The sequence below is a fragment of the Pseudomonas sp. JE3303 genome, from assembly GCF_056312565.1.
Map to the genome: position 1 here is coordinate 35,104 of NZ_JBWGIF010000010.1, position 12,695 is coordinate 47,798.

Sequence of the window (12,695 nt, forward strand, 5' to 3'; positions counted from 1 at the left end):
GTGTCCATCAGGGCCTCATCGCGGCGGTTCGGCGTCCCGACAAGCCGCCGCGATGATTCACTGCCGTTATTTCTCGTTGAATCCCAACCCCGACGACAGATCAGTCCCACCTGCCCCCGTAGTCGAGCTACCTGGCCCGGTCGGGCTGCTGCCTGGCCCAGAGGTGGTGCTCCCGGGCCCAGTCTGACTACCCGGCCCGGTACGAGGCGGCTCGTTGTCGGTGTTGACCGTCTGCTTCACCGTCTCCTTGGCCTGGCTGTAGACCTCCTCACCCTTGGCCTTGAGCGTACCCGTCAGCTTGTCGCTGGCATCGCCCAGCAGTTCGTCTTCCTTGCGGGTGGAGGGTAGCGCGGCACCGATCGCGGCGCCCAATGCGATTCCCAGGGCTGCAAGCACCAAGGGCTGCTCCTTGAGCAGATAGTCAAACTGGCTTTTCACGACGTCGGCTCCATGGTTGATCTGGTCACGGGCATCATGCGCGCTGCGGCGCATCGACTGGGTGGTCTGTCCCAGCGAGTCGCTGGTGCTGTGGGTCAGGTCGCTGGCCTTGTCCTTGAGACCGGTAGCCTTGTCCTTGAGGTCATAGGCCTTGGCCTTTGCGCTGTCGGTGGCACTGTGCAGGCGGTCACCGGCATGCGAGAGGGCGTCCTTGGCGCTGTCGGTAGCACTGTGCAGTCGATCCCCCGCCTGCGAGAAAGCGCCCTTGACGGCGTCGACCGCCCCACTGAGCGTGTCGCCGAGGCCAGGTCCATGGCTTGCAGGACCCGGATTGAACGGACGGTTCTGGTTCATCGCCAACCATGCCAGGCCTACGGCAGTCAGCGCGGTGGGAACGGGGTTGTTTTTCAGGGTAGTGCCCAGGTTGCCGAAGAACTCACCGCCATTGCCCTTGGTATAGGCCAGCGCCTGGTCGAACAGCTGGCCCGGACTCAGGCGGCTTTCAAGCGAGTCGACGATATCGCTGATGCGCTCGCGCTTGGCATTGATCTCTTGCTCGAGCACATCAGGGTCTTTCTGTGATTCATGATCGATCGAGGTACTCATGGCAGTTTCCTCTTCAAGGCTTCCTTGTCTTGCTGCATGGCATTGAGGGTGCGGTCAGGGGTGAGGTGCGACGGCTCGAACTGTTTCTTGCCCGACTGCAGCATGATGAAGCCCACTATCAGAGTCACCACGCCAACGATCAGCGCGGCCAACCATGGCGCAAGCACCGTGGCCAGGCCGTACACGGCCGCCAGCAGCAGGATGATGAACCCGGCCAGAACGACGATCGCGCCACTGGCCACGGCGGCTGTACCCGCCTTGAGCGTATTGAGATTGTGCTGCAATTCGGACTTGGCCAGCGCCAGTTCCTTGGTGAACAGCTCGGGCACCTCGTGCATCAGCTGACGCAGCAGGCCGCCAATCGAGCCATTGTCATGGGCGGCGGGGCTGTCCAGCGGAGCGCCGGGATTGTTGAGCGGGTCGCGATTCATTACACACCTCCTTTGTAAGGATCGTTCTTGACCGGCCCGTCACTTGGCGCGCCCACGCCCGTGCCCAGCGGATCAACCGGTGTGAACGGCTCATGTGTCGACACATCGCTCGATCGGCCCGGGTTCACCTGCGGCGTTTTGGGGACTGGCGACTGATAGGGCTTGGTGGCGCCATAGGCGCTCGGTGGAGAGGACGCTGAAGCCCCGGATGACGAAGAACCGCTTGATGACGAAGAACCGCTGGAAGACGGCCCGTGGCTGGAACTGGCCCGCAGGAATCGCGAAAGCCCGAATCCGATAGCTACGCTGCCGGCGAGAAACACCGCTGGATTATCTCGCGCCAGTTGCGTGCCCTTTTGCAGCAGCTGCTCGGCGCTCTGGTCGCGAACCTGATGGGAAAACTCGCCCAGGTAACGGGCCAGGTCACCAAGGTAGCTCGATAGGCCGAGACTGTCCTTGCCCTCCAGCGCGGATGCGGCCGACTGCGCGCCCTCCACCAGCGTGTCGAGTTGTTCGGCAGCAAAGTCCCGATAATGCTCGAACTGCTCGCTGCCTTGTTCCTTGGCTTCGGTGAGCAACGAGTTCGCCTCACCGGCGATGTTCTGCAGATGGTCCTTCGCGGCATCGGTAGGTGGCGATGACACTGGATGGTCTGTCTTGTCCATTACTGTCTCCCTGTTGCTGATAGGACGCAGGCATACAACGCAGATTGCCCAGCGACGGTTTTTTAGGTGTTCATTAGGGGGACGGGGCAAGCGGTGAAAGAGTTCAATCGAAGGGATAAGCGTGCACAGGCGGGGGCCAGGCGGCATGGGGGTGGTCTGCGGAAGACTGGCTGATACCGCGCGCATGCCGAGATCCCGCCCGGCAGTGCCGGGCAGGATCAGGCGGGTATTGCTCAAGGGAGTCGGGTCAGTGCTGGTAAACCAGCTGCCGCGGCTTCTGCGCGCGGGGACGTCGCACCAATGGTGGCTGGTGCCACCGCATGATCCGCATTACGCCCCATAACATTGCCAAGGCTACGGAAAACCAGGCGGCAATCAGGCTGAAGAGGGTCATTGCAAGGCTCATGGATTACCTCCGTTGCGTTGGCTTCTTCCTGCTCTCCCTGATAGTGACCACTGGCCATTGCCGATGATTCAGATCAATTTCCCTTGACCCCTCCCAGTGCCGGCGTACGCGGCGGTACCTGGCGCCGCGAGCCGGTGGCCTCGAATGCCGCGGCATAGCGCAGCAGCGCGGAGTCATCGTACGCTCGGCCGGCGAAGGTCAGGCCGGCTGGCATGCCGATGTCGGCCATGATGCCCATGGGTACGGTGACGGTCGGCACCCCCAGGTGGCGGATGGCGAGGTTGCCGTTGGCCACCCACACGCCATTGCTCCAGGCGATGTCGGCGGACTGCGGGTTCACGTCCGAATCCGCAGGCGCCACGTCGGCGACGGTGGGGAACAGCACGGCGTCCAGACCCAGCGTCTGCATCCAGTCCTCGAGGTCGATGCGGCGGGTCTGCTCCAGGCCGCGCAGGCCGTCGGGCAGGGTCGGGATCTCATTCCACGGGGTGATGCCCCGCTCGGCCATGCGCACATACTCGTCCATGCCTGCCGCCAGGTCGCCTTCGCGGTTGGGCAGGGTGCCAGGGTCATGCGGGAAGATCTTCGCCCCGTCGACGTCGACCAGGCGGTTGAGCTTGGGGTCGCCGTTGGCGCGCAGGAAATCATCGAAGGCCCAGGCCGACAGGTCCCACAGTTCATGGTGCAGAAACGCTTCGGACACCAGCCCGCGATTGAATACGGTCGGGGCTCCTGGGCGGTCGCCCTCGCAGTTCGAGACCAGCGGGAAATCCACTTCCAGCACTTCGGCACCGGCCGCCTCAAGGGCTTGGCGCGCCTGCTCCCAGAGGGTGATCAAGGTGGGGCGAGTATGGATGCGCTGCCCGGTCGGGCCGCCAATGCCAGGCGTTTCGCTGGTGCCAGCCTGTTCGTCCTTGTTGATGAACATCCGCGGCACGCCAAAGCGCTTGCCCGCCAAGGCGTCAGGCTTGGCCGCGAGTTCCAGATAGGATGGCGGACGCACCGACGACGCGCTGGGGATCGGCACCCACGGCTGCAGACGCCACAAGTCGCCACGGGTATCAGCGTCGTCGGCGACGATCACGTCCAGCACTTCGAGCAGGTCGGTCATGGTACGGGCGTAGGGCACGACCACATCCATGGTCGGTGTCAGCGGCCAGTTGCCACGCACCGAGATCACTCCGCGCGAGGGTGTATAGGCGCACAGTCCGTTGTTCGAGGCAGGGCCGCGGCCGCTGGACCAGGTCTCTTCGGCCAGGCCAAAGGCCGAGAAGCTGGCGGCGGTGGCGGTACCGGCACCGTTCGACGAACCCGAAGCGAACGGGGCGGTCAGGTAACCGGCGTTGTACGGGCTCTCGGCGCGGCCATAGACCCCACGCTGCATGCCGCCATTGGCCATCGGCGGCATGTTGGTCTTGCCCAGGCAGATGGCGCCGCCAGCACGCAGGCGCTCGATGGTGAAGGCGTCGCGTTGTGCAATCAGTTCGGCGAAGGCCGGGCTGCCGGACGCGGCGGTCAGGCCCTTGACCAGGTAGCTGTCCTTGGCGGTGTACGGGATGCCGTCCAGCGGGCCGAGGGCCTGGTCCTGGGCACGGCGGGCGTCGGACGCCTCGGCCTCCTTCAGCGCTTCGGGATTGCGCACGATCACTGCATTGAGCGCGGTGGCGGTGCCGGGTGCGTCGTAGGCATCGATCCGGGCCAGGTAGGCCGTGACCAGCTCGACCGCAGTGGTCTGGCCGGACTCGAGCGCGGCACGCAGTTGGGCGATGGAAACCTCGGTGACTTCGATCATCTTGCTTCTCGTATCTGTGTTCGTGGCGCGGCAGTGCGCGGCAGGTGCTGGATTAACAACTGTGGCGGCCGATTTTGCAACCGTCGCAGCCGTGCATCCGTGCAAGTGACCCCAGGCTGCGCCGCATAGCCGATCGTTACTTGCCGCCGCTGCCGGCCACGCTCTCACCGCCCCGGGTGAGATAGTAGGCGCCGAGGATCGGCAGCATGGTCACCAGCATCACCAGCATGGCCACCACGTTGGTCACCGGCACATCGCGCGGGCGGCTGAGCTGGTTGAGCAGCCAGATGGGCAGGGTCCGCTCATGGCCTGCGGTAAAGGTGGTGACAATGATCTCGTCGAACGACAGGGCGAACGCCAGCATGCCCCCGGCCAGCAGCGCTGAGCCGAGGTTGGGCAGGATGATGTAGCGAAAGGTCTGCCAGCCGTCGGCGCCCAGGTCCATGGACGCTTCGATCAGGTTGTGCGAAGTGCGGCGCAGGCGGGCGATGACGTTGTTGTAGACGATCACCACGCAGAAGGTCGCATGGCCGATGACGATGGTCAGCACGCCTGGCTCGATCCCCAGCGCCTTGAATGCCGACAGCAGGGCGATGCCGGTGACGATGCCGGGCAGGGCGATCGGCAGGATGAGCATCAACGACAGGCTCTCCTTGCCGAAGAACGCCCGCCGGTACAACGCCGCCGCTGCCAGTGTCCCCAGCACCAGGGCCGTCAGCGTGGCGATGCAGGCCACCTGCAGCGACAGCACGATGGCGTCCAGCACATCGCTGCGCGCGAAGGCCACCGCGAACCACTTCAAGGTCAGCCCCTGGGGCGGAAAGCTGAACGCGGCATCCTCGGTGTTGAAGGCGTAGAGAAAGATGATGAAGATCGGGAAATGCAGGAACAGCAGCCCGCCCCATGCGGCGATGCGCAGCCCCATCGAAGCCTTGTCAGAGTGCATCGAAAGCCCCCAGGCGCTTGACGATGGATAGGTAGACGGCGATCAGCAGGATCGGCACGACGGTGAACGCCGCAGCCATGGAAAGGTTGCCGATGGCGCCTTGCTGGGCATAGACCATGCTGCCGATGAAGTACCCGGGCGGGCCGACCAGCTGAGGGACGATGAAGTCGCCCAGGGTGAGCGAGAAGGTAAAGATCGACCCCGCAGCGATGCCCGGCACCGACAACGGCAGGATCACCTGCACGAACGTCTGCCAGGGTCGCGCGCCGAGGTCTGCCGAGGCTTGCAGCAATGACGGCGGCAGGCGCTCGAGCGCGGCCTGGATCGGCAGGATCATGAACGGCAGCCAGATGTACACGAACACCAGGAACCGCCCCAGGTGCGAGGTCGACAAGGTACTGCCGCCCACACCCGGCACGCTTAGCAGCCACTGCAGCACGGTTCCCAGACCCAGCTGCTGGACGAACCACTGCGCCACGCCACCCTTCGCCAGCAGCAGCGTCCACGCGTAGGCCTTGACGATGTAGCTGGCCCACATCGGCAGCATTACCGCGATATAGAAAAACGCCTTGGTCTTGCCGGTGGTATGGCGCGCCATGTAGTAGGCGATCGGAAAGGCCAGCACGGCGCTGGCGATCGACACTGTCACGGCCATGCCGAGGGTGCGCAGGATGATGTCCAGGTTCGACGGGTTGAACAGCGCGACGAAGTTGGCCAGAGTCAGGTCCGGCGTGACCGTCATGCTGAAGTCGTCGAAGGTATAGAAACCCTGCCACAGCAGGCCCAGCAGCGACCCCAGGTAGATCACGCCGAACCACAGCAGCGGCGGCACCAGCAGCAACGACAGGTAGAGGTTGGGCCGACGGTACAGCAGGTCCCACAGGCGCCGCGACGGGCGCGCTGGCGAGGCGGTGTTCATCAGGGCGAGGCCTCGCTGTCACGCAGGGCAGTCATGGCTTCGCGCGGCCAGCGGGCGGTCAGGCGCTGGCCGGTGCGCAGGGGACTGGCCGCTGTCTGCCATTGGTCGTTGGCGAGGCTCACCGCGAGCAGTTGGCCGCTGTCCAGGCGCAGCTCGAAGCGGGTCGAGCTGCCCTGGTATTGAACGTCGTGAAGGACGCCGTCCACCCTTATCTCATGTTGCACGGCTGCCTCGCCGAAGCGGATGTGCTCCGGGCGGATCGAAAACGGCTGGTCGCTGCCACTGAGCTCCCGGGCGAGCTCACCGCGCAGCACGTTGGAGCTGCCGACGAACTGGGCGACAAAAGTAGTCGCAGGTTTCATGTACAACTCGCGTGGACTGTCGACCTGCTCGATGCGGCCCTTGTTGAATACCGCCACGCGGTCCGACATCGACAGTGCTTCGGTCTGGTCGTGGGTCACGAAGATGAAAGTGATCCCCAGCTGGCGCTGCAGCTTCTTCAACTCGCCCTGCATCTGCTCACGCAGCTTGAGGTCCAGCGCGCCCAAGGGCTCGTCCAGCAACAGCACCCGCGGCCGGTTGACCAGCGCCCGCGCCAGGGCCACGCGCTGGCGCTGCCCACCGGAGAGCTGCACCGGTTTGCGCTGCCCGTAGCCGGCCAGGGCAACCATGGCCAGGGCTTCCTCGGCGCGGCCAAGGCGCTCGGTCCTGGCCACGCCTTTCACCTTCAGGCCATAGGCGACGTTGTCGAGCACGTTCATGTGCGGAAACAGGGCATAGTCCTGGAACACCGTGTTCACATCGCGCTGATAGGGCGGCAGGCCGGCCGCCTCGGCGCCATGGATGCGGATGGACCCGGCACTGGGCTGTTCGAACCCTGCGATCAGGCGCAGGCAAGTTGTCTTGCCCGAGCCTGAAGGCCCGAGCATCGAAAAGAACTCGCCGTCCTCGATGTCGATCGACACCTGGTCGACGGCCTTTACCTCGCCAAAGACCCGGGACACCCCGGTGAACTGGACGGCCAGGGGCATTCAGCGGCCACCCATGATCGCAATGTAGTCCTGGGTCCAGCGGCTGTAGGGCACGAACTTGCCGCCCTCGGCCTGCGGCGTCTTCCAGAAGGCGATCTTGTCGAACTGGTCGACGCCGTTGGCCTTGCAGCCCTCGGCGCCCAGCAGCTCGTTGCCCTGGCATGCTGCCGGCACCGCAGGCAACGAACCGAACCAGGCCGCCACGTCGCCTTGCACCTTGGGTTGCAGCGACCAGTCCATCCATTTGTAGGCGCAGTTGGGGTGGCGTGCGTCGGCGTGCAGCATGGTGGTGTCGGCCCAGCCTGTGGCGCCTTCCTTGGGGATGGTCGAGGCCACGGGCTGTTTTTCGGCCTTGAGGCCGTTGACCATGTAGGCCCACGAGCTGGTGGCGACCACGCCTTCGTTCTTCACATCGCTCATCTGCACTGTCGCATCGTGCCAATAGCGGTGGATCAGCGCATGCTGGGCGCGCAAGAGTTCGAGCACGGCCTTGTACTGGGCTTCATTGAGCTCGTAGGGGTTCTGGATGCCCAGTTCGGGCTTGGTGCTCTTGAGATACAGCGCTGCATCGGCGATATAGATCGGACCATCGTAGGCCTGTACGCGGCCCTTGTTAGGCTTGCCGTCGGGCAGGTCTTGCGCATCGAAGATCACGCCCCAGCTGGTGGGCGGCGTCTTGAAGGTGTTGGTGTTATAGAGCAGCACGTTAGGGCCCCACTGGTAGGGCGTGCCGTACGTCTGCTGGTTGACGGTGTACCAGGGTGCGCCCTTGAGGCGGGGGTCGATGCTGTCCCAGCGTGAGATCAGCGCGTTGTTGATCGGCTGGACCCGCTTGCCGGCGATCAGCCGCAGCGAGGCGTCGCCGGAAGCGGTGACCAGGTCGAAGCCGCCCTTGGTCATCAGGCTGACCATCTCGTCGGAGGTGGCGGCGGTCTTGACGTTGACCTTGCAACCGGTCTCTTTTTCAAAACCGGTGACCCAGTCGTAGCTCTTGTCGCTCTCGCCCCGCTCGATGTAGCCCGGCCAGGCGATGATATCCAGCTGCCCCTCACCGGCGCCGACCGACTTGGGCAGGTCGGCGGCCTGCAGGCTGGCGCTGGCAAGCAGGGAGAGGGTCATGGCGCTGAGCAGCGCGGTGGTGTGCTGGTGCATGGGAAACCCTCGTTTTTTGAATTGTCGGGGCATACGCCAGGCCGCGCCTACAGGGGCGGGGCTGTGGAAGCCAGTGTAGATGCTTTCAGGGCTCCTCGACGCCAGCGGCTAAACCCTGGCGGCCATCGCCTGTCAGAGGATAGGCTGGAGCGATTCCAGGGAATGCCTGCAACACTGTCGAGGAGACTCCCCTACATGCCCAACAAGAATGACCTTGAAGCCACACCGTCTACCGTCAACCCGCCGGTCTTCTGGATCTCGGCGATCCTCTTGCTGCTGCTGGTGGTCTACGCCAGCGTCTTCCACGAAAGCGCCCAGGCGCTGTTCAGCGTGATCCAGGACTGGATCATCACCAATGTCAGCTGGTTCTACATCCTTGCCGTGGCGGTCATCCTCTGCACCGTGGTGTTTCTAGGTGTCAGCCGTTATGGCGATATCAAGCTGGGCCCGGACCACAGCACCCCGGACTACAGCAGCACCACCTGGTTCGCCATGCTGTTCTCGGCCGGCATGGGCATCGGCCTGATGTTCTTCGGCGTGGCAGAGCCGGTCATGCACTTTCTCAAGCCACCAATAGAAGACGGCGGCACCGTGGCCGCGGCGGGCGAGGCGATGAAGATCACCTTCTTCCACTGGGGCCTGCACGCCTGGTCGATCTACGCCATCGTCGCGCTGATCCTGGCCTACTTCAGCTTCCGCCACGGCCTGCCACTGACCCTGCGTTCGGCGCTCTACCCGCTGATCGGCGAGCGTATCCATGGCCCCATCGGCCATGCCGTGGACATCTTCGCGATCATCGGCACCGTGCTGGGCGTGGCCACTTCGCTGGGTTTTGGCGTGGCACAGATCAATACCGGGCTCAATTCGCTGTTCGGTGTGCCGGTCTCGGTACCGGTGCAGATCGCGCTGATCATCGGCACCACCGCGCTTGCCACGCTGTCGGTGGTGTCGGGGCTGGACAAGGGCATCCGCCGGCTGTCCGAGCTCAACCTGAGCCTGGCCGTGCTGCTGATGCTGATGGTGATCCTGCTCGGCCCGACCGTGCTGATCCTGCAGACCTTCGTGCAGAACACCGGCGGCTACCTGAGCGAGATTGTCAGCCGCACACTCAATCTCTACGCCTACCAGCCCAGTGACTGGATCGGCGGCTGGACCCTGTTCTACTGGGGCTGGTGGCTGGCCTGGTCGCCCTTCGTGGGGCTGTTCATCGCGCGCATCTCGCGGGGGCGCACCATCCGCGAGTTCGTCACCGGCGTGCTGCTGGTGCCAACGGCCTTCACCCTGCTGTGGATGACTGTTTTCGGCAACACTGCGATCCACATGATCCTCACCGACGGCTTCAGTGACCTGGCTGCGGCGGTCGAGCAGGACACCTCGCTGGCGTTGTTCGCTTTCTTGCAGCACTTCCCGTTCTCAAGCGCGATCAGCGTGCTGGCGGTGGTGATGGTGGTGGTGTTCTTCGTGACCTCGGCTGACTCGGGCGCCATGGTGGTCGACATGCTGGCTTCGGGCGGCGAGGAGAACACCCCGGTGCGCCAGCGTATCTTCTGGGCGTCGAGCATGGGCCTGGTGGCGATCGCCCTCCTGCTTGCCGACGGGCTCAAGGCCTTGCAGACGGCGACCATCGCCAGTGCGCTGCCCTTTACCATCTGCTTGCTGTTCAGCATGCGCGGCCTGCTCAAGGCGCTCAAGCTCGATGCCACCAAGCGCGGCCTGCGCCATCAGGCGCTGGCCATATCGCCCACCGCCTCACGCGGCGCGGGCAACTGGCAGCGGCGCCTTCGCACCCTGGCGATGTTCCCGCGGCGGTCCCATGTCGAGCGCTTCATCACCGAGGTCGCGCGGCCGGCGTGTCTGTCGGTGGCCGAGGAATGGCGTCGGCAGGGGTATGACTGCACGGTGGAGGACGGCGAAGAGGGCAGTGTCAGCCTCAAGGTCGGACCTTCCGAGGAGCAGTTCATTTACGAGATCAGGCCGCATGCGTATGCCACGCCAAGCTTTGTCATGAGCGATTCGCCGAACGAAGAGCGCAAGTACTTCCGTGCCGAAGTGCACCTGCGTGAGGGCGGGCAGGATCATGATGTGATGGGCTGGTCGAAGGATGAAGTGATCGGCGACATTCTGGATCACTACGAGCGGCACATGCATTTCCTGCACCTAGTGGGGTAGCTCCCACGCGGCGCGGACCGCTGTGTGTGGCGACGTACCTATACGCCACACAGCGCATGACCGCCACACAGCGTAGCGCAGCCACACAGCGAGCCGCGTGGCACTTGGATCAGCTATCCAGATCCCGCGCCCCATGCCGCTCCGGCACCTGGCGTTCTTCCTCTCCCCAGGTCCTGTTCACCCGCTGCCCGCGCTGCACAGCCGGCCGCTCGGCGATCTCGTCGGCCCAGCGCACCACATGCCTGTACGACTGGGCATCGAGGAATTCCGCCGCTGAATACACGTTGTTGCGCACCAGCTGCCCATACCAGGGCCATACCGCGATGTCGGCGATGGTATAGGCATCACCCGCCAGATACCGGCTTTCGGACAGCCGCCGGTCAAGCACATCCAGCTGGCGCTTGGCCTCCATGGTGAAGCGGTTGATCGGGTACTCGAATTTTTCAGGGGCATAGGCGTAGAAATGCCCGAAGCCGCCGCCCAGGTAAGGCGCCGCGCCCATCTGCCAGAACAGCCAGTTGAGCGTCTCGGTGCGCCCGGCCGGGTCCTTGGGCAGAAACTCCCCGAATTTCTCAGCCAGATACAACAGGATCGAGCCCGACTCGAACACTCGCTGCGGCGGCTGCACGCTGTGGTCAAGCAGCGCCGGGATCTTTGAGTTGGGATTGACCTCGACAAAGCCGCTGGAGAACTGATCCCCCTCGCCGATGCGGATCAGCCAGGCATCGTAGTCAGCCTCGGTGTGCCCCAGCGCCAGCAGCTCTTCGAGCAGAATGGTCACCTTCACGCCATTGGGCGTGGCCAGGGAATACAGCTGCAGCGCATGCTCGCCGACGGGCAGGTCCTTGTCGTGGGTAGGGCCGGCGACCGGGCGGTTGATGCTGGCGAACTCGCCGGTGGCGGGGGTGGGCTTCCAGACCTTGGGCGGTACATACGGGGTCTTGCTCATGAACGAACCTCCTGGTTAGACGGCGACACGGTACATCACGCACAAGCCTTTGGCCGGTCAATCCGCAAAGCGTTTCGTTCAGCCTGCGGATTTTTCGAAACCCCGGCGGCATTGGCGCTGTCACTGCTTATGCAGCATCTGTTCGTGAAGACTGATGAAATAAAGGAGCAATACATGGATTCCTATCACGTCACTCATACCGAAAGCGGCTGGACCTTGAAAAAGACCGGAGCCGAACGGGCCTCCAAGCAAGCCGCCACCAAGGATGAGCTGCTCAACATGCTCCCGGCCTTTTTCGAAGGCAAGACTGCCTCGGTGAAGATTCACCTCCAGGACGGCACCATCCAGGAAGAACGCACCTACCCGAGGTCGGCAGACCCCCGGCAGACCAAGGGGTAGGGCCTATCGATGAGCGGCAAGGCCGCTCTTCACCTCGGCTGCGCGGGCTGGAGCCTGTCGCGCGCCTATCTCGCAGCGTTTCCCGAGCAGGGTTCGCACCTGCAGCGTTACGCTGCAACCTTGCCTGCGGTAGAGATCAACACCTCGTTCTACCGCCCGCACAAACCTGAGACCTACCGCCGCTGGGCCGACGCCGTGCCCGAGCACTTTCGCTTTTCGGTGAAAGTGCCCAAGGAGATCACCCATGTCCAGCGCTTGGTCGATTGCGACGCCTTGCTCCAGGCATTTCTTGACGAGTGCGGCGAACTGGGTGATCGGCTGGGCTGCCTGCTGGTGCAGCTGCCGCCCTCGCTTGCCTATGTACCCGCCGAGGCGGGCAGATTCCTGCGAGCGTTGCGCCAGCGCTATATCGGCGGCGTTGCGCTGGAACCGCGTCATCCTTCCTGGCTCCAGGCCGCGCCGTTGCTCACCGACCTTCATATCGCCCAAGTGGCCGCAGACCCTGCACGGTTCGGTGCCGACAGCCTGCCCGGGGGCTGGTCCGGCTTGCAGTACTGGCGTCTGCATGGATCGCCGCGCATCTATTACAGCGACTACGACCCTGAGTTTATCCGGCGGATTGGCGATCAATTGCGGGTGAGCATCGAGGCAGGTATTCCCACCTGGTGCATTTTCGACAACACGGCAGCGGGCGCGGCGCTGGGTAATGCGCTGCAGGTGCAGTCTGAAGTGGCGCCGGCCTGAAGGCTGCGGCGCCTCTCGTCAGTTGCCTTGAGCACGTGCGCCTTGTGC

12 protein-coding genes are annotated in these 12,695 nt (G+C 64.2%); 3 read left to right on the top strand and 9 right to left on the bottom strand.

What is annotated here, in order from left to right; translation table 11 throughout:
* Nucleotides 1-66: 66 nt before the first annotated feature.
* From AC0ZZU_RS15350 to ydcS, 8 genes are all read right to left on the bottom strand, one after another.
* Nucleotides 67-1,044: a DUF3618 domain-containing protein gene (locus AC0ZZU_RS15350; protein WP_476341830.1), complete on the bottom strand. Its 978-nt coding sequence runs from the start codon at nucleotides 1,042-1,044 to the stop codon at nucleotides 67-69.
* The gene (locus AC0ZZU_RS15355) at nucleotides 1,041-1,475 is read right to left on the bottom strand and encodes a phage holin family protein (RefSeq protein ID WP_476341832.1); all 435 of its coding nucleotides are present in this window, start codon (nucleotides 1,473-1,475) and stop codon (nucleotides 1,041-1,043) included. The genes AC0ZZU_RS15350 and AC0ZZU_RS15355 overlap by 4 nt, the downstream gene beginning before the upstream one ends.
* Nucleotides 1,475-2,140: a hypothetical protein gene (locus AC0ZZU_RS15360; protein ID WP_476341833.1), complete on the bottom strand. Its 666-nt coding sequence runs from the start codon at nucleotides 2,138-2,140 to the stop codon at nucleotides 1,475-1,477. The genes AC0ZZU_RS15355 and AC0ZZU_RS15360 overlap by 1 nt, the downstream gene beginning before the upstream one ends.
* Before the next feature lie 479 nt (nucleotides 2,141-2,619).
* On the bottom strand, nucleotides 2,620-4,338 hold the full coding sequence (locus AC0ZZU_RS15365) for an amidase (protein WP_476341834.1): 1,719 nt from the start codon (nucleotides 4,336-4,338) through the stop codon (nucleotides 2,620-2,622).
* A gap of 136 nt (nucleotides 4,339-4,474) precedes the next feature.
* On the bottom strand, nucleotides 4,475-5,284 hold the full coding sequence (locus AC0ZZU_RS15370; protein WP_476341835.1) for an ABC transporter permease: 810 nt from the start codon (nucleotides 5,282-5,284) through the stop codon (nucleotides 4,475-4,477).
* On the bottom strand, nucleotides 5,274-6,203 hold the full coding sequence (locus tag AC0ZZU_RS15375; protein WP_476341836.1) for an ABC transporter permease: 930 nt from the start codon (nucleotides 6,201-6,203) through the stop codon (nucleotides 5,274-5,276). Before AC0ZZU_RS15375 ends, AC0ZZU_RS15370 begins: the two co-directional genes overlap by 11 nt.
* A complete protein-coding gene (locus tag AC0ZZU_RS15380) occupies nucleotides 6,203-7,234 on the bottom strand; it encodes an ABC transporter ATP-binding protein (RefSeq protein WP_476341837.1) in 1,032 nt (343 codons plus the stop codon). The genes AC0ZZU_RS15375 and AC0ZZU_RS15380 overlap by 1 nt, the downstream gene beginning before the upstream one ends.
* Complete coding sequence (gene ydcS, locus AC0ZZU_RS15385) at nucleotides 7,235-8,386, bottom strand: putative ABC transporter substrate-binding protein YdcS (RefSeq protein WP_476341838.1); 1,152 nt, start codon at nucleotides 8,384-8,386, stop codon at nucleotides 7,235-7,237.
* A 195-nt stretch (nucleotides 8,387-8,581) separates the two neighbouring features.
* Between ydcS and AC0ZZU_RS15390 the strand changes: the two genes are divergently transcribed.
* Nucleotides 8,582-10,555, top strand: a complete 1,974-nt coding sequence (locus AC0ZZU_RS15390; protein WP_476341840.1) for a BCCT family transporter — start codon at nucleotides 8,582-8,584, stop codon at nucleotides 10,553-10,555.
* Nucleotides 10,556-10,664: 109 nt separating this feature from the next.
* Here the strand turns inward: AC0ZZU_RS15390 and yghU are convergent, their stop codons facing one another.
* Nucleotides 10,665-11,504, bottom strand: a complete 840-nt coding sequence (gene yghU, locus AC0ZZU_RS15395) for a glutathione-dependent disulfide-bond oxidoreductase (protein ID WP_476341841.1) — start codon at nucleotides 11,502-11,504, stop codon at nucleotides 10,665-10,667.
* A 174-nt stretch (nucleotides 11,505-11,678) separates the two neighbouring features.
* Between yghU and AC0ZZU_RS15400 the strand changes: the two genes are divergently transcribed.
* Both AC0ZZU_RS15400 and AC0ZZU_RS15405 read left to right on the top strand, forming a co-directional pair.
* Nucleotides 11,679-11,903, top strand: a complete 225-nt coding sequence (locus AC0ZZU_RS15400) for a DUF2188 domain-containing protein (protein ID WP_476341842.1) — start codon at nucleotides 11,679-11,681, stop codon at nucleotides 11,901-11,903.
* Nucleotides 11,904-11,912: 9 nt separating this feature from the next.
* Entirely contained in the window at nucleotides 11,913-12,647 is a 735-nt protein-coding gene (locus tag AC0ZZU_RS15405) for a DUF72 domain-containing protein (protein WP_476341844.1), read from the top strand.
* Nucleotides 12,648-12,695: the final 48 nt, after the last annotated feature.